Annotated in this window: 11 protein-coding genes; 6 read left to right on the top strand and 5 right to left on the bottom strand. The window is 72.8% G+C overall.

Features of this window, described 5'->3' with window-relative positions; all coding sequences use genetic code 11:
- Nucleotides 1-70: 70 nt before the first annotated feature.
- Entirely contained in the window at nucleotides 71-2,026 is a 1,956-nt protein-coding gene (locus ACF089_RS21825) for a BTAD domain-containing putative transcriptional regulator (RefSeq protein ID WP_392028979.1), read from the bottom strand.
- 779 nt (nucleotides 2,027-2,805) lie between these two features.
- Between ACF089_RS21825 and ACF089_RS21820 the strand changes: the two genes are divergently transcribed.
- The 3 genes from ACF089_RS21820 to ACF089_RS21810 all read left to right on the top strand — a co-directional run bounded on the left by ACF089_RS21820 (nucleotide 2,806) and on the right by ACF089_RS21810 (nucleotide 5,609).
- On the top strand, nucleotides 2,806-3,060 hold the full coding sequence (locus ACF089_RS21820; RefSeq protein WP_392028977.1) for a DUF5988 family protein: 255 nt from the start codon (nucleotides 2,806-2,808) through the stop codon (nucleotides 3,058-3,060).
- 201 nt (nucleotides 3,061-3,261) lie between these two features.
- A complete protein-coding gene (locus ACF089_RS21815; RefSeq protein WP_392028975.1) occupies nucleotides 3,262-4,044 on the top strand; it encodes a helix-turn-helix domain-containing protein in 783 nt (260 codons plus the stop codon).
- A gap of 212 nt (nucleotides 4,045-4,256) precedes the next feature.
- Complete coding sequence (locus ACF089_RS21810; RefSeq protein ID WP_392028973.1) at nucleotides 4,257-5,609, top strand: FAD-dependent oxidoreductase; 1,353 nt, start codon at nucleotides 4,257-4,259, stop codon at nucleotides 5,607-5,609.
- Nucleotides 5,610-5,816: 207 nt separating this feature from the next.
- On the opposite strand, the gene ACF089_RS21805 is transcribed toward ACF089_RS21810, so the two are convergent.
- A complete protein-coding gene (locus ACF089_RS21805; RefSeq protein ID WP_392028971.1) occupies nucleotides 5,817-7,163 on the bottom strand; it encodes an FAD-dependent oxidoreductase in 1,347 nt (448 codons plus the stop codon).
- 278 nt (nucleotides 7,164-7,441) lie between these two features.
- Between ACF089_RS21805 and ACF089_RS21800 the strand changes: the two genes are divergently transcribed.
- Entirely contained in the window at nucleotides 7,442-8,407 is a 966-nt protein-coding gene (locus ACF089_RS21800) for an oxidoreductase (protein WP_392028969.1), read from the top strand.
- Nucleotides 8,408-8,574: 167 nt separating this feature from the next.
- Here the strand turns inward: ACF089_RS21800 and ACF089_RS21795 are convergent, their stop codons facing one another.
- From ACF089_RS21795 to ACF089_RS21785, 3 genes are all read right to left on the bottom strand, one after another.
- The gene (locus ACF089_RS21795) at nucleotides 8,575-10,029 is read right to left on the bottom strand and encodes an AMP-binding protein (protein WP_392028967.1); all 1,455 of its coding nucleotides are present in this window, start codon (nucleotides 10,027-10,029) and stop codon (nucleotides 8,575-8,577) included.
- A 524-nt stretch (nucleotides 10,030-10,553) separates the two neighbouring features.
- Nucleotides 10,554-11,360, bottom strand: coding sequence for a thioesterase II family protein (locus ACF089_RS21790; protein ID WP_392028965.1), 807 nt, complete (start codon nucleotides 11,358-11,360; stop codon nucleotides 10,554-10,556).
- 390 nt (nucleotides 11,361-11,750) lie between these two features.
- Nucleotides 11,751-13,814, bottom strand: a complete 2,064-nt coding sequence (locus ACF089_RS21785; protein ID WP_392028963.1) for a BTAD domain-containing putative transcriptional regulator — start codon at nucleotides 13,812-13,814, stop codon at nucleotides 11,751-11,753.
- 884 nt (nucleotides 13,815-14,698) lie between these two features.
- Between ACF089_RS21785 and ACF089_RS21780 the strand changes: the two genes are divergently transcribed.
- Nucleotides 14,699-15,532: a helix-turn-helix transcriptional regulator gene (locus ACF089_RS21780; RefSeq protein ID WP_392028961.1), complete on the top strand. Its 834-nt coding sequence runs from the start codon at nucleotides 14,699-14,701 to the stop codon at nucleotides 15,530-15,532.
- A 213-nt stretch (nucleotides 15,533-15,745) separates the two neighbouring features.
- The coding region (locus ACF089_RS21775) for a beta-ketoacyl synthase N-terminal-like domain-containing protein (RefSeq protein WP_392028959.1) at nucleotides 15,746-16,338 on the top strand (593 nt) is incomplete at its 3' end.

Raw genomic sequence — 16,338 nt, 5'->3', positions numbered from 1 at the left:
TGCGCGATCAGTCTGCGACGGGCGTTCTGCAGAGGGTCTGGACGCGCTCTGTACGGACCGGTTCCGGTCTTCAGCGGGAGTCGCGCACGGCGAGGGTGGTTCTGGTGCGGTGGTCCCAGGTGTACGAACAGGGCTCGCTGGGGCCGCTGATGCGGCGGACGGGCGTGCGGACGGGCGCGGGCTCCTCCTCCCGGGCGCGCTCGGCGGCGTACGCGGCCATCAGATCGTGGAACCGGTAGCGTCCCTCTCCCGTCTCCACGAGCAGATGCGCCTCGGCGAGGTCGTCGAGGAGGAGCCGGGCGCGGGTCTGGCCGCAGCCGGTGAGCACGGCGGCGGTGTCGGAGGTGATCACCGGTCCGCCGTGGCGTCCGAGGGCCCGGAACATGCGCGCGGCGTCGGGGGCGAGCGCGCGGTAGGAGCGGTAGAAGGCGCTGCGCAGGCTGGCGGCGGCGTCGCGCACCACGTCGAGCGACTCCATCGCGCCGACCTCGATGGCCTCGGCCAGCTGGGCGGCGGTGACCTCGGGGCGGGCGGCGAGCGCCTCGGCCACCACGCGCAGGGCCAGCGGGAGATGGCCGCACAGTCGGGTGATGCCGGCGATGGCCTCGGCCTCCTCCTGGATGTGCCGGGCCGGCGCGAGCCGGGTGAGCAGGGTCAGGGACTCGTCGGGCGGGAGCGGCGCCAGCTCCACGCGGTAGGCGCCGTCGCGGGCCACCAGTCCGCTGTGCCGCCAGCGGCTGGTGATGAGGACGCAGGCGGGTCCCTGCGGGATGAGGGGGCGCAGCTGCTCGGCGTCGAAGGCGTCGTCCAGGACGAAGAGCGTCCGCTTGCCGTACAGCAGACTGCGGTGGAGGGCGGTGCGTCCGGCCAGGTCGACGGGCATGAGGGCGTCGTCGATGCCGTGGCTGCGGAGCAGGAGCGCGAGGGCCTCCATCGCGGTGAGCGGTCCGCGTTCGGCGCTGGTGCCGCAGAGGTCGAGGAAGAGCTGTCCGTCGGGGAAGTCGTCGGCGAGTTCGCTGGCGATCCGGAGGGCGAGTTCGCTCTTGCCGACGCCGGGGGCGCCGGTGATGACGGCCATGGTGGTGCGGTTGCGGGGGCGGCCGTCGTCGTCGACGACGTAGCGGCGCAGCTGCTCGCGCTCGACGGCGCGGCCGACGAATTCGCGGGTGAGGGGCGGTAATTGGGCGGGGCGGGGCCGCGTCCAGGCGGCGGGGGCGGGTGCGCGGGGCGGTTCGGCGGCGGGAGCCGTCGCGGGCCGGGCGGGGGCGGCGTCGTCGAGGGCGCCGCCGCGCATCCGCTCGTACAGGGCGCGCAGTTCGGGCCCGGGCTCGATGCCGAGTTCGTCGCGCAGGAGCAGCCGGGTCCGTTGGTAGAGCGCGAGCGCGTCGGCGCGGCGGCCGACCCGGTGCAGGGCGGTCATCAGCAGCCCGTGCAGCTTCTCCCGGAGCGGTTCCCCGGCGACGAGTTCGGCGAGCATGGAGACGGCTTCGGCGTCCCGGCCGAGGGAGAGCAGTCCGTCGGCCCATTCCTCGGCGGCGGCGAGGCGGAGTTCGTGCAGCCGGGTGCGTTCCCGGGCGGCGAAGGGGCCGGGGATTCCGGCGTACGCCTCCCCGTGCCACAGGGACATGGTCTCCTCCAGGAGGCCGAGCGCGCCGGCCGCGTCGCCGGAGTTGCGCAGCCGGCGGGCCCGCGCGTGCTGATCGACGAAGACATGGGCGTCGATGGCCCGGTGGGGCAGCCGCAGCGAGTATCCGCCGCCGGAGGAGACGATCAGGCCGCGGGATTCGCGGCAGCCCCGCTCGGGCTCCAGCGCCCGGCGCAGCCCGGCGACGTAGGTGTGGACTCCGTTGACGGCGCTGCGCGGGACGGCGCTGCCCCAGACGGCGTCGATGATCTCCTCAAGGTGGACGGCGTCTCCCGTGCGGCTCGCGAGGAGCCCCAGGACAGCTCGTTGTTTCGGTGGTCCCAGCAGCAGTTCGACGCCGTGCCGCCAGGCGTGAACCGGCCCCAGCAGTTGCAGCCGCATCTCGTATCCCCGTTTCTGTGACAGGTCAGGTCACGGCTCCTCGCCACCTCCGCGTGCTCGACGGCACGCCTCCGGTCCGCTGCGCGGCGTCCGGGAGGGTTGCTACGGAGCGTAGTTTTCTGTTGATCGACGTCTACAGCGTGAGAGCTTTTCCGGGCCACTGTCATCGCTGAGATTGCCCACTTGTCCCCGGCCCGTGATAACCCCTCTGAGCTGCTGTTTCCCTGGTCCGCGGCCGCACCGGCGATGGTCGTGGCGCCGATGGCGGTCCGCTTCCGGCGGGCCGCCGGGGACGGGAGGGGGCGTACGGGAGGGTCACGGGGAGCGCTGACGGGGGCGGCCGCCGGGGCGGGCCGACGCCGGGGCGCGGGCCGGGGGCGCGGCACGGGCCGGGGCGCGCGCCGGGGCTCCGGCCGGCGGCGCCGGCGGTACGCGGACCGGTACGCGGACGTGGGCTCGGGCCGGGGGCGGTACGCGGACCGAAGGCGGGTGCGGGGCCGGGTGCGGGGCGGGCCGCGCCGGGCGCTTCCGCCGGGGCGGCCCGGCGGCGGTATTCGTCATATGCGCGGAAGCGGGAGCCGCTATTACCGCGCCGGCCGGTCGACTTCTGGAATCACCGAGCACCGTCACCGCACGAGGCTAACCGAAACGCGTGCCATACCACACCCCCTAGCTCTCCCCGCTCCGGTAGGGGCCAGGATAAGGGTGTTCTTGGGGGGTTGGACGATCCATCATCGGAAGGCACCGGCACCGAGAGCCCTCCGAGGGGGAGTAGAAGAGTGACAGAATCATCCACGACCAGCCAGGCTCAAACTCTTGTGAATGTCATACTGATCGGCGGTCCGGCGGATATTCCGGACGCGGCACGGAAGGTGCGGCTTTCCCTCGCCGGCGAGAGCGGACCCGCCGAGAAGGTAAAACTGCGGCACGGTAACGGCTACGAGCACTTCGAGCGGCCCTACGACGTCCCCAGCGGACAGAGCACGGTCCCCCTGGCCTATCACTGGACGATGCGCACCCAGATAGCGGAGTAGAAAACCGCAGGTCAGAGGCAGACCGAATCTTCTGCTCAGCACAAGCGGAATCCACGCGCCCAGCCACTGGGGCAGGCGGCGTCTGGGCGCTCCACCCCGCGGAGGAAGCTCCGGCGCCCGACCCCGCCCCGGGCCCGGAGGTGCGAAATATCCCTTGACACGTACACATATTCCTGCTTGTCTGCTGCCCGTACTTTGCTCATGCATAACCTGTCGGCGACAAGATGCATCCGCAGAAAACGGGGGCGATCGATGCGGATCGAGATCGAGCACGTCATCGAGGGCATTCGAGAAAGATACGAAGAACCGCTGTCCCTGCATGATCTGGGTGAAATGGCGAGACTGACTCCCTTTCACATGGCGCGGGTATTTCGCGAGCAGACCGGCCTGCCGCCCGCCCAATTCCTCACCGCGGTACGGCTCGAAGCGGCCAAGCAACACCTTCTGCGCACCGATCTCAGTATCGCCGACATCTCACTCCAGGTCGGCTACATGAGCATCGGATCATTCACCACCCGCTTCTCCAAGACCTTCGGCGTGTCACCGGGCCAGTACCGCAGGATGACGGAACTCGGCCCGGACGCCGTCGAATTCGCGGCCGGAAGCGCGGACGCGTCCTACACCTACGGTTCGGTCCGGGGCCGGCTCCACCGCGAGGACGGGCTGGACCATGTGCCCGTCTTCGTCGCCGCGTTCCACGCCGCGAGGTCCAGCGGCCGGCCCGCCCGCTGCTATCGCGTGGTGCGGTCCTCGGATCCGTGGACCATCGCCCATGTGCCCGCGGGCCGGTGGTACGTCGAGGCGGTCTCGCTGAGCCCGTCACGGAAGGACTCCGTGGTCGCGGGCTCGATGGGCCCGGTGGTCGTCACCCCCGGGGCCTCGATCGAGGTCGACATGGCGCTGGTGCCGTCGCAGCGGGTGCGGACGGCGGACAGCGAACGATGTTCGCTCGCCTTCGCACTGCCGGAGCTGTACGCGTCCTGAGACCTCGCGCCGGGCCGCCCACCGGGCGGCCCGGCGCGCTTCGTTCCGCCGGCCCGGACGTTCCGGTCCCGGCGTTCATCTCCACGCGCGGCACGGTCCGCTTCCCCGGCCCGGCGCGCGCTGCACCGCCGGCCCGTGCGCTCCCGCGCTCCGCACGGCCGGCGCGGCACTCCGTACGCATCCCCCTGCCCACATTCCCCACGGGAGGTCAGATGAGTTCGCACGGAAGTCACGCGGTCGTCATGGGCGGTTCCATCGGCGGGCTGGTCGCGGCCCGGGTCCTGGCGTCGCGCTTCGACCGGGTCACCGTTCTCGACCGGGACGAGCTGCCGGACGACGGCAGGGACCGGCGCGGCGTCCCCCAGGCCGGACACGCGCACACCCTGCTCGTCAAGGGCCGCCAGACGCTGGAGGAACTCTTCCCCGGCGTGACCGACGAACTGCTCGACGGCGGCGCCGTCCCCTTCGACATGGGACGCGACACCCTCTTCCACCACGGCGGCCACCGCAGGATCCGGTTTCACAGCGGACTGCGTCTGGTGACCATGAGCCGCCCCTTCCTGGAACGCACCCTGCGCCGCCGGGTCCGGGCCCAGCCCCATGTCGACGTCCGCGAACGCACCGCCGTCCAGGGCCTGCTGGGCACGGCCGACCGGATCACGGGCGTCGTCGTGGAGGGCGGCGAGACGATCCGCGCCGACCTCGTCGTCGACGCCACCGGGCGCGGCTCCTCCCGTACCGACCGCTGGCTGAAGGAGCTGGGCTGTCCCACGCCCGAGGAGTCGTCGATCAGGATCGACGTCGGCTACACCACCCGGCTCTACCGCCGCGAGGCCGCCGAGCTGCCGGGCCGCTCCCTCGCGTACGTCTTCACCGGGGTGCCCCCGCACGACAAGCGGGCCGTCGCGGTGGCCCCCATCGAGGGCGACCGCTGGATCGTGACCCTCGGCGGCTGGCACCGGGCGAACGCGCCGGTGGGCGCGGAGGGATTCGAGCGGTTCGCCGCCGGGCTGCCGCTGGAGCACGTCGCCGAACTCCTGGCCACGACCGAGCCGGTGGAGGACGGCGACGCCCGCCGCTTCACCGCGCCGACCGCCCGCCGTCGCCACTACGAGCGGCTCGCCGCACCGCCCGCCGGGTTCGTCGCGCTCGGCGACGCGATCTGCAGCTTCAACCCGTTCTACGGGCAGGGCATGACGGTCGCCATCCTGGAGGCGGTCCGGCTCGGCCGGTGTCTGGACCGGTACGGAGCCGCGTCGCCGAGGCTGCCGCGCGCCTACTTCCGCGAGGTGGCCGAGGTGATCGACATGCCGTGGCAGCTGTCGACCGGAAGCGACTTCATGTACCCCGAGACGGTCGGCCGGCGGCCGCGCGGCCACGCGCTGCGGACCTGGTACGTCGGGAAGGTCGTCCGGGCCTCCCATGTGTCGGCCCGGATCCACCGCATGCTGCTGGAGGTGACCAGCCTGCTCGCCCGGCCGTCGGTCCTGTTCCGGCCGGGCACCGTGGTCCGCGCCCTGTGGGCGGCCCGCCGCGCCCGGCTGACCGTCCCCGTCACCGGCTGACGTGCCCGGTGACCGGACGGCTCGCGGGCAGCCCGGTCACCGGACCGGCCCCGGGGCCCCGGTCACCTGCCCGGCCGCCGAGCACCCGGTGGCCGGGCCTCCCCGGGCGCCGGGCGGCCGGCGGCGGGACTTCCTCAGGCGCCCGGCGGCGGCCGGGACGACCGGACCGCCCGGGCCCCGCGGACATGCCCCGGCCGCTCGGGTCCGTCAGGCGCGCGCCGCGGACGGGCGGGCCGGCGAGCGGCGGGCCGCCAGCAGCGAACGGACCACCGTCGCCGGGCGCATCACCGACAGCGGCGAGACCAGCAGATGCTGGAGGTCGAGCATCACCAGGGAGATGTCCTTCGACACATGACTGGCGAGCATCAGCTCACGGACATAGGCGTTCACCAGGCCGATGCCGAACGGCCGGGGCCCCTGCGTCTCCGGATACAGATAGTCGCTGCTGGTCGCCATCATCCACGGAGTCTCGATGATCCGGCCCGCGGCACGATAGAAGGAACGCGCCATGTCGGCGGAGGCCCGGCCGAACCGGTCCAGCCGACGGCCCAGTTCGATCGCCTCCAGCGCGGCGACGGTCATGCCCTGGCCGTACAGCGGATTGAAACTGCAGATCGCGTCGCCCAGCGCCACATAGCCGGCGGGCACCCGGCGCAGCCGCTCGAAGTAGTGCCGCCGGGCCGCCGGATAGGTGAACTTGCGGGCGTCGGAGTCGTCGAGCCGCTCGGCGCGGGAGAGCAGCTGCGTCATCTGCGGGGCCTTCAGCTCCGCCGCGAACCGCAGAAAGCCCTCCCGGTCCACCGGGGCGTGGGCGCGGTGCCAGCCGCCGAGCGTCACCAGCCACCGGTCCCCCTCCACGGCGAACGCCGCCGCGGCCCGCTTGTCGTGCGGCGGCACGGCGCTCATCAGATAGAGCAGCCCGTTCCCGGCCAGATCCCCCGGCCTGCGCTTCAGCATCAGCGTCGTGTACCCGACATCGATCTTGATCGTGACGACGTCCGGGGCCGGATAGCCGAACTCCCGCAGGGACCGCGCGGGGCCTCCGCCGCCGCGTCCCGTGGCGTCGACGACCAGATCCGCCCGCAGCCGGTCGCCGCCCTCCAGCCGCACACCCGTGATACGGCCGCCGCCCGCCGTGTACCCGTCCACCAGCGTCCGGTCCCGTATCGTCACATTCGGCAGCGCCCGCACCCGGGAACGCATGCTCTGCTCCAGGAAGGCCCGGCTCAGACTGACCCCGCAGCGGCCGCTCGCGAATCGGGCCCGCAGCGCGCCCATCTGATGGAAGAGCAGGTCGTAGCCCGGATCGAAGAGCACCGCGCCGCCCGCCACCAGCTCGTCGGTCAGCCCGGGGAAGAGCTTGTCCAGGGCGATCCGTCCGCTGACGAGCAGCGCGTGCGCGTGACCGCCGTGGGGCACCGCCCGGCGGTCCTCGGGTTTCTCCGGCAGGGCGTCACGGTCGACGACCGTGACCCGGCCATATCTCTCCGACAGCGTTCCGGCGGCGGCGAGACCGCCTATGGAAGCGCCCACCACCACGGCATGTTCACCCATCACACCCATGCTTCCTCCATGCTTTCGACTGCGAGGAAAAGGCCGGACAGACATGGCGGCTCCTTCCGGCAGGGCCGAGTATCCTCCGGCCCTCTCGCCCATGTCTTCTTCGTGCTTGCTCAAAGCCTCCCGGAAAAGGGGAGAGCGGCCGCCCGACCGGTACATTCATTACGCGACAGCCCGCCCTTTGCCATCCCTTCGGAACGCACCGGCGACGCTCCTTCGGCGTCTCGCCGATTCACCGCCGCCCCGACGGAATCGACAGGAGAGCACGCGACATGAAGCATTTCCGCACCGCCGGATCCGCCGCCTGGACCGAGGCCCGGATGCCCGACCAGTCCGGCCGTATCGCCGTGGTGACGGGGGCCAACAGCGGCATCGGCTATGTCACCGCGCGCGAACTGGCCCGGCGCGGCGCTTACACCGTCCTCGCCTGCCGGGACCGGGCGCGCGGCGAGGCCGCCCTGGACCGGCTGCGCGCCGAGGCGCCCGCCGCCCGCGCCGAGCTGCGCCTCCTCGATCTCGCCTCCCTCGCCGGCATACGCGCGTTCGCCGCCGCCTGGGACCACGACCGGCTCGATCTGCTGATCAACAACGCGGGTCTGGTCATGCCGCCGCTGACCCGCACCGCCGACGGCTTCGAGGCCCAGTTCGGCGTCAACCACCTCGGCGCGTACGCGCTCACCGGCCTGCTGCTGCCGCGTCTGCTGCGCGCCGACGCCCCCCGGGTGGTGACCGTCAGCAGCGAGGGCCAGCTCCTGGCCCCCTTCGACCTGGCCAATCTCAACGCCGAGTGCCGCTATGTCCCCCGGGTGGCCTACGGCCAGTCCAAGCGCGCCAATGTGTACTTCTCCGCGCAGCTGCACCGCTGGGCAACCGCGCACGGCCTCCCGCTGCGCAGCATGATCGCCGTCCCGGGCATGACCGACACCGGCGTCATCTCCAAGGTCGGCCACTCCGGCCGGCTCTGGCGGGCCCTCGTGCCGCGCGCCGTCCACGCCCTCGCCAAGCCGGTCGTCAACGGAGCGAGGCCGTCGCTCTACGCCGCGACGGCGCCCGACCTGCCCGGCGGCTCCTACATCGCCCCCCGAGGCCCGCTCCAGATCTACGGCGCGCCCGCCCCGCGCCACGGCCGCCGCACGGTACGCGACCGGGGCACCGCCGCCGCGCTCTGGGAGCTGTCCGAGCGGCTGACCGAGGTGCGTTACGAGCTTCCGGGCCGGACCGCCCCCGCCGGGGGCTGAGGGCGACGGCCCCCGCCCCGCCCCCACGGCGGGGCGTCCGCGCGAGGGGGTGACCCCGGGACCGGTGCGCCGGCGTCCGCGCGCCGGCGTCCTCCTGAGCGGTACGGGGGCCTCCGCCCGCCGGTGTCGCCCCGGGGGCCGCGCTCACCTGCGCCCGCGGGTGTCCCTCACCATGCCTCGGCGGTCCGCTCCGGTGTCCGGACCAGGCCGCCCGCCCGGCCGCCCGTCACCTCCAGGAGCCCGTCCTCCCGCCAGCGTCCGCGATAGCGGGAGACCGCGAAGGGCGCTCCGGCGACAGGCCCGGAGCCCGCCCCTCGTACACCGAGCCGGTCGAACGGCAGGGCCGCGCCCGAGGCCCAGATCTCGCCGACGGTCCCGCTCGACACGGCGCGGCCGGCCGCGTCGCGCACGGTGATCCGCACCCGGGGCACCGCGCTTCCCACGAGCCGCCCGGGGTGCGGGGCTCCGGCCCGTACGAGTTCGGCGCGCGCGGGTTCCGCGTTCGGAGTCGCGCTCGGAGGCGTGTTGGGAGGCGTGTTGGGAGGTTCCGCGCGGAAGGGTTCGTCCTCCCGGGAGTGCTCCACCGCCGCCCACGGAAGCGCGCCGTCCACCGGCGCGAACTCGGCCAGCAGCTTGGTGTAGGGCAGCGCCTCGAAGTGCCGCTCGACCAGCTCCCTCGGACACGGCTCGCCGACCAGCACCACCGTGCCGAGCCGGGCGGTCGGCCGCTGCGCCGCGTCGGCGAGGACGGCCGCGTACGCCCGGGGGCTGAACACCGCGGCGGTGTAGCGGCCCACCGCCATCGGCCGCCCCCGGCCCGCCCCGTCGACGGCCGGCTGCCGGTCGTACAGCGTGCCGCCGGCCGAGATCGCCCACCACAGGGACGTCAGGGTGTCGGGGTCCCCCGGCTCCTGGCAGCACAGCACCCCGCTCTCGGCCCTGCCCGCCCGCCGGGCCCGGTCGGCCAGGGCCAGGAGCCAGGCCCGGTGGTCGATGAGATGGCCCGTCGGCGCGGCCGTCGGCTCGCGTCCGACCAGCAGATACGCCGCGTCCGTGGCGCTCGACCGGGGCAGCGAACGGTCGATGTGCAGCGGAGTGATCCGCGCCCAGGTCCGCTCGTCGTCCAGGACGATCGCCGGCAGCGGCCAGCCGCGCCGGGTGGCGCCGCTGCACAGGACGAGTTCGGCGCCGCTGACGGCGGCGGCCCGCTCCCGCCCGCCCTCGTCCGCCCCGCCCGGCACCGGGACGCACACACCGCCGACCTTCAGCACGGCCAAGTGCGCCACCAGCGTCTGCACATGGTCCGTACAGTGCACGAGCACCGGGTCGCCGAGCTGCACCCCCGAGCGCAGCATCGCCGTCGCCAGCCGGCCCGAACGCTTCTGCGCCCCCTCGTACGTGATGCCGTGCCGCCCGTTCTCCACCGCGACGGCCCCCGGACGCCGGGCCGCGACCCTGCCGAACAGCTCATCGAGCGTGGAGGTCCCATGGCCCGGCGCGGATCCCCGCCGCCGGTCGATCACCGGTACGGTCGCTCCCGCTCCCCGGGCCCGGCCGGCTCTCCGGTTCTCCTTGACGACGGTACGGGGTGTACCGGCCGTGGTCGCTGTCTCTGTGCGCACCGAGCCCTCCAGGGGAAGATTTCCTGTGACGAAGAATGGCCCGTGCGATCCAGGAAGGCCGCGACGCGGACCCATCCGTGAATTCCTGGCCCGGGGGCTTCGAGCGCAGTCTGCCGGGGCCCGTCTGGGGAAATTCTGGAGGAATGGTGGACGCCCGCGCAGCCGATGGAAAAGACGCCGGAACAGCTACTGTTTCCCATGAATTGCCGCCGGCGCACACGTCGAATCCCGGTGATCTTCCTTCCGCCGCCGCCGGGATTCCCTGGGGCGGGCGTGCTCTCGATCAGTGGAACGGGCGTGATATCACGTGCTGTTCCCGCGATCCCCTAGGTCATCCCCCTAGGCGGTGCCTTCCGGCGCGCATCACGGAACGGAGAGATCCCGTCGGCCGGCGCGTTTTCCCCGGGGTCTTGCCCGGGGCTCCCCGGGGCTTCCCCCGCGCGCCGGCGACCGGTGTCATCGTCATCCCGTCGGCACCGCCCGGCCCGCGCCCAGGGCCGCCGCCGGCGCGGCCCGCCCCGCGCTCAGAGCACCGCCCGCCCCGCGCTCAGGGCCTCCACCGGCGCCGCGCGCCCGACGCTCAGAGCCTCCGTCACCGCCGTCGCCACCTCCGCGGCCCGGTCGGCGAGATAGAAGTGCCCTCCGCCGAAGACCCGCAGCCCGAAGTCGTCCGCGGTGTGGTCCGCCCACGCCCCGACCTCGTCCAGCGTCGCCTTCGGGTCGCTCTCCCCGACCAGCGCGGTGACCGGCGTGCGGTCGAGCAGCGCGACCGAGGGGCAGCGGTAGGTCTCGATCGCCGTGTAGTCGTTCCGTACGACCGGCAGGATCAGCTTGCGGACGGACGCGTCGGCGAGCACCTCGGGCTCCGTGCCGCCGAGCGCGAGGATCTCCTTCACCAGGCCGTTGTCGTCCCGCAGATGGACCCGCTCGTCCCGGTGCGTCGACGGCGCCCTGCGCCCGGACACGAACAGGTGCGCGGCGGGCAGCCCCTCCGCCTCCATCCGGAGCGCCACCTCGAAGGCGACGATCGCCCCCATGCTGTGCCCGAACAGCGCCAACGGCCGCTCATCGGGCCCCCGCCAGGCCCGCAGGGCCTCGTGCGCCTGGTCGGCCATGAGCCGCACCTCGGTGAGGAAGGGCTCGGCGTGGCGGTCGTGACGGCCCGGATACTGCAGACAGAGCGCCTCGGCGGCCGGGCCCAGCCGGGCGGACAGCTGATGGAACGCGCTCGCCGCGCCGCCCGCGTGCGCGAAGCACGCGAGCCGCCACGCGTGGTCCGGCGACGGATGGAAGCGCCGTACCCATGCCTCGGTCACCGTGCGACCGCTCATCGAACCGCCCCCATTCATCGGTCTCCCCCCTGCTCCTCGCGCCGGCGCGCCGTCCACGGCTCTCGCCGCGGGCCCGCCGGCCGTGGGACGCCGTACGACCACGGCGCTCGCGGCGTGTCCGCCGCCCTCCCACTCTGCCCGGCGGGGACGCGTCACCGCATCTCCGTCGTTGCGTAGCTCCGCACCGGCCCCGCCCGAAGCCCGACGGCGCTCCGCCGTCGGCACATCCGAGTCCGCCGACTGCCGACCGCCCGTGCCCCACGCCCACGTCCACGTCCACGTCCACGCCTACGCCTCCGCCCACGCCCACGCCCACGCCTACGTCCACGCCTACGCCTACGCCTACGCCTACGCCTACGCCTACGCCTACGAAGCGTCCCGCACCGACGGTCAGCGGCCGGCCCCGTGCCGGACCGCCGCCCACCGGGGCGGACCCGGTGTGCCCTCCTCGCGGACACCGCACCGCGCGAGCATCTCCGAGAGCCCCCGGGTGGGGCTCAGCGCCGGATCCTCCGCCGCGCGCTCGGCTGCGTAGAGACGCAGCAGATCGCACATGCTGTACCGGTCCGGCGCCGTCCGATTCAGCAGATGCGCCGACGCGAGGACCTCCAGCTGCCGTCCCGCGATCCCCGGCCGGACGCCCGCGAGCGTCGCCGCCACCTCCACCGTGATCTCTCTGCTGTCGTGCAGACCCAGCAACCGGAACATCCGCCCGACCTCCGGAGACAGCGCCCGGTAGGACTTCCTGAAGCTCATCCGCAGACTCGCCGCCGCGTCCCCGACCACCGTCAGCCGGTCCAGCCTGCCCCCCTCGGTGGAATCAGCCAGCTCAGCGACCGACAGCCCCGGATGCTCCACCAGCGCGTCCGCGGCGATCCGCAGCGGAAGCGGAAGGTGCCCGCAGAGCGCGGCGAGCCGCAGCGCCTCCCGCCGTACCCCCTCGATCCGCCCCGGCCCCGCCAGACACGAGAGCAGCTGCACCGCCTCCTCGGGAGTCAGCGGCGGCAGCTCGACCCGGAGCAGCCGCCCGATCGGCAGCCGTCCGGCGGGCCGCCAGCGGCTGGTGACCAGCACACACGCCGGGCCCTCGGAGAGCAGCGGGGACAAGGGGACAAGGTCGTGGGCGTCGTCCAGGAACAACAGGGTCCGCGTGCCCCTCAGCGACTCCCGGTACAGGCGCGTCCGCCCCTCCAGATCCTCCGGAAGCCGCGCCTCCGTGACCCCGAGGCTCCGCAGCACCTGCCCCAGCACCTCCTTCGCCCCCAGCTGCCGGCGCCGCAGGCTGCTCCCGCACAGGTCGACGAAGAAGTGCCCGTCGGGAAAGCTGTCCGCCATCTCGTGCGCGACCCGGAGGGCGAGCGCGCTCTTGCCGACGCTCGGAGCGCCCTCGACCACCGCGATCACCGGACCCGGCTCCGGCCGTCGACAGCTCTCCGCCATGATGGTCCGCAGCCTGCGCGCCTCGACTCCCCGGCCGACGAACCCCCGTGCCGTGGGCAGCAGTTGGGCGGGGCGCGGCGCACCGCTCCCGGCGCTCGCTTCCGCGCCGACGGAGACCGGCGCCGCGCCCGATGTCCTCGTACCCTCGGCTCCCGATCCCGGGCCTGATCCGGCGCCCGCACCCACGCCGGATCCCGCGCCCGCACCAGATCCCGATCTCGATCCCGCTCCCGATCGCGCTCCGCCGTCCCCGGTCAGAAGAGCCGGGTGGCCGGTGAGGATCCGGTGGTGCAGGGTCTGCAACTCCTGCCCCGGTTCGATGCCCAGCTCCGCCTGGAGCAGCTCCCGCGATTCACGGTAGACGGCGAGCGCGTGAGCACGTCGGCCGCACCCCTGGAGCGAGAGCATCAGCAGCGCCCGCAGCCGCTCGCGCAGCGGTTCCTTGGCCACCAGATCACCGAGCGGAGCCACGGTCTCGGCGTGCCGGCCCATCGCCAGCATCTCGGCCGCCCACTCCTCGACCACGGCGAACCGCAGCTCCTGGAGCCGCATCCGCTCCACCCCCGCGAAGGGTCCCGGGATGGCCGTGTACGGCTCCCCCCGCCACAGGTCGAGCGCCGACTCCAGGAGGTCGAGGGCCAGCTCCCGCTCCCCGCGGGCCCGCAGCCCGCGAGCCTCCGTCAGCCGGTGCTCAAAACTGCGGGCGTCGACATTCTCCGGATTCATGCGGAGCTGGTATCCGCCGCCCGTCGACACGAGCGCGGAGAGCGTCCCCTCCTGCGTACGGGGCAGCTCCAGCGACCTGCGCAGACCCGCCACATAGGTGTGCACCGCGTTCTCCGCGGTCCTCGGCAGCACACTGCCCCAGACCGCGTCCGCTATCTCCTCGATGCTCACCGCGCTGTTGAGCCGCCCCGCCAGAAACCCGAGCAACGCACGCTGCTTGGGCGGCCCCACCGCCACCCTCTGCCCGTGCCGCCAGGCTCGGACGGTACCCAGTAATTCCAGCCGCATGGCTCCCCCTTCGCGACGGACGTCCCTGCATTGCCTCTCTCACCACGAATGATCATCACCCTCACGCGTCCCCGGGGGAACTCGCGTGCACACCCGGCTTCGGCCACAGCACCGGCCTCGACCCCGCAGTGACCCTTTCGGGGCATTTCCTGCGCTTCCCGGATCGTCATACTCCAAGGTGGTATAGGTATCTCCAGGGTGAGTCAGCCATGCGACGCCGTCATCGCCGAGGTTGCTCACACCCCTCCCGCCGCTACCGCCGCAGGCAAGGTCAGCAAGAACGAAGAAGACAGATTCACGATCCAGCCTGCACGATCGGACCCCGGCCCGCCCCTACGCACCACCGGACAACGGACACCACACACCGAACAGCGAACAGCGAACAGCCGACACCGCGAACACACATGGCAGGCCGGGCACTCGATCCACCGGACGTGAAGCCGACGCTCGATGCCACGCAGTCGTACGCCGCATCACGCGACCCAAGGCGGCAGGACCGCAGTCGTACTCCGCTCCTTTCACTGACCAGGGCAGAAGAGGCGAGGCGAAATTTGTACGTGCACGGAAGTCAGGTCTTCGGCGGTGCCGGATCCCGGCCCACGCGGACGCGTGGCGGATCCCTCGCCCGCCCTCGCCCCCTCAGCGCGACAGCCGCGTCCGCCGGCGCGACGGCACCGTCCGCCCGGCGCCGCTGAACGCCACCGCGCCGCGCCGTTCCCCACGGCCGCGGCCCCAAGAGATCGCCCGTCGCCCCCACGGATCACCGGGCCGTCCGCCGCCCGCTCTTCCCGACCCGTGCTCCTCGAACGGGCGTCTCCCCCTCACGGCTTCCGAGCCGTCTTGTTCACCAGTCCTGATCTCCTCCTGGCCACCCGGAGATGACGATGGAACATTTGGTCCAGCGGTCGATAGACACCATGCATCATCGCTTCCACGAGCCCTTGACACTTGACGACTTAGCTCGTTCGGCCAGGGTCAGCAAGTTCTACTTTCTGCGGGTGTTCAGCCGCGTCACGGGAGTGACGCCCGGCCGGTTCCTCAGCGCCGTCCGTCTCCAGGAGGCCAAGCGCCTGCTGCGGACCACGACGCTCAATGTGGCCGACATCTCCGCGCAGGTCGGATACAGCAGTACGGGTACGTTCTCCCGGCGCTTCAGCGAGTCGGTGGGGGTGTCGCCGACCAAGTACCGGCACATGGCGGGTGAGTGGAGCACGGGCGGGCCGCAGCAGTCGGCCGACTCGGCCGGCGGCGGAGCCTCGGGTGCCGGCGCTGCCGTCGGAGCCTCCGCGGACGTCGCCCCGATCACTCCGATCCGGGCACTGGCGCCGAGCGAGGCCCATGCGATCCACGGGACGATCGTCGCCCAGGACCACCCGCTGACCTTTGCCTACCTCGGCCTCTTCAGCACCCCCATTCTCCAGGGCCACCCCGCGGTCACCGCCGTGGTCCGCGCGCCCGGCCGATTCCGGCTGCCCGATCTGCCGCCCGGCGTCTGGTACCTGCACGCGGTCTCCCGCGTATCGGGGGACGCCCCGGACGCGTCGCCCTCCTCGGAACCGACGCTCCTGGTCGACATGGTGGGTCCGCTGCGGCTGCCCCAGGGAAGCGATTTCCATGTCGATCTGACGCTCCGCCCGGCGGACTGGAGTCATCCGCCGATTCTCTCCGCGCTGACGGGCATGGACCCGTTCGGCTGCGCGCCGCAACACGCGGCATAGCCAGGCGCAGGCCAGGCCGCCACACACGATCGGACGGTACGGACGGCGCTCGGCGACCGTCCGTACCGGCGCCGTCCAGTGAGCAATTTCGGCGATGACAGCCCATCAGGAGCGGAAGCAACCTGGGGCTGTGCCGACGGGGGAGCACGTAGTCGACGCTACCTCCGTCTGCCGTGACACCGATTCAGACAACGGCACTTGAGGGAGACAGTCGTGGGTGCAGAGGACCCGGAGAAGCTTCGCTACTTTCTCAAGCGCGTCAGCGGCGAACTCCACCAGGCCCGCCAGCAGCTGCGGGAGGCGGAGGACAGGGAACACGAGCCCATCGCCATCGTCGGCATGGGCTGTCGATTCCCCGGCGGAGTCCGCTCACCCGAAGACCTCTGGAACCTGGTCACCGAGGGCCGCGAGGCCATCGGCCCCTTCCCCACCAACCGCGGCTGGGACCTCGAAGCCCTTCTCCCTCAGGACGGCGATCCAGCGGAAGCCGCTTCCGCCGACGCGGCCGACGACGATCCCCTGCACGGCCGGCCGGGGACCTCATCGACGCGGTACGGAGGTTTCCTCCACGACGCGGACCAGTTCGACCCCGCGTTCTTCAACATCTCCCCCCGCGAAGCCCGCGCCATCGATCCGCAGCAGCGGCTGCTTCTGGAGACGGCGTGGGAGGCGCTGGAGCACGCGGGCATCAACCCCCACCACCTCTCCGGGACCCAGACCGGGGTCTTCACCGGCATCAGCCCCAACCACTACGGAGCCCACGGAGACACCGACCTCGAAGGACACCTCCTCACCGGCACCACCCC

Origin of the sequence: Streptomyces sp. NPDC014894 (assembly GCF_043080985.1) — a bacterium.
Taxonomy (GTDB): domain Bacteria; phylum Actinomycetota; class Actinomycetes; order Streptomycetales; family Streptomycetaceae; genus Streptomyces.
Note: the sequence above shows the minus strand (reverse complement) of the source record. Positions and strands in the feature narration are given on the sequence as shown.

Coding starts and splice junctions, on each gene's coding strand:
- ACF089_RS21790 (WP_392028965.1), bottom strand. CDS start 11,360: ATGAGCGGTCGCACGGTGACCGAGGCATGGGTACGGCGCTTCCATCCG.
- ACF089_RS21815 (WP_392028975.1), top strand. CDS start 3,262: ATGCATAACCTGTCGGCGACAAGATGCATCCGCAGAAAACGGGGGCGA.
- ACF089_RS21825 (WP_392028979.1), bottom strand. CDS start 2,026: ATGCGGCTGCAACTGCTGGGGCCGGTTCACGCCTGGCGGCACGGCGTC.
- ACF089_RS21785 (WP_392028963.1), bottom strand. CDS start 13,814: ATGCGGCTGGAATTACTGGGTACCGTCCGAGCCTGGCGGCACGGGCAG.
- ACF089_RS21800 (WP_392028969.1), top strand. CDS start 7,442: ATGAAGCATTTCCGCACCGCCGGATCCGCCGCCTGGACCGAGGCCCGG.
- ACF089_RS21805 (WP_392028971.1), bottom strand. CDS start 7,163: ATGGGTGAACATGCCGTGGTGGTGGGCGCTTCCATAGGCGGTCTCGCC.
- ACF089_RS21810 (WP_392028973.1), top strand. CDS start 4,257: ATGAGTTCGCACGGAAGTCACGCGGTCGTCATGGGCGGTTCCATCGGC.
- ACF089_RS21780 (WP_392028961.1), top strand. CDS start 14,699: ATGGAACATTTGGTCCAGCGGTCGATAGACACCATGCATCATCGCTTC.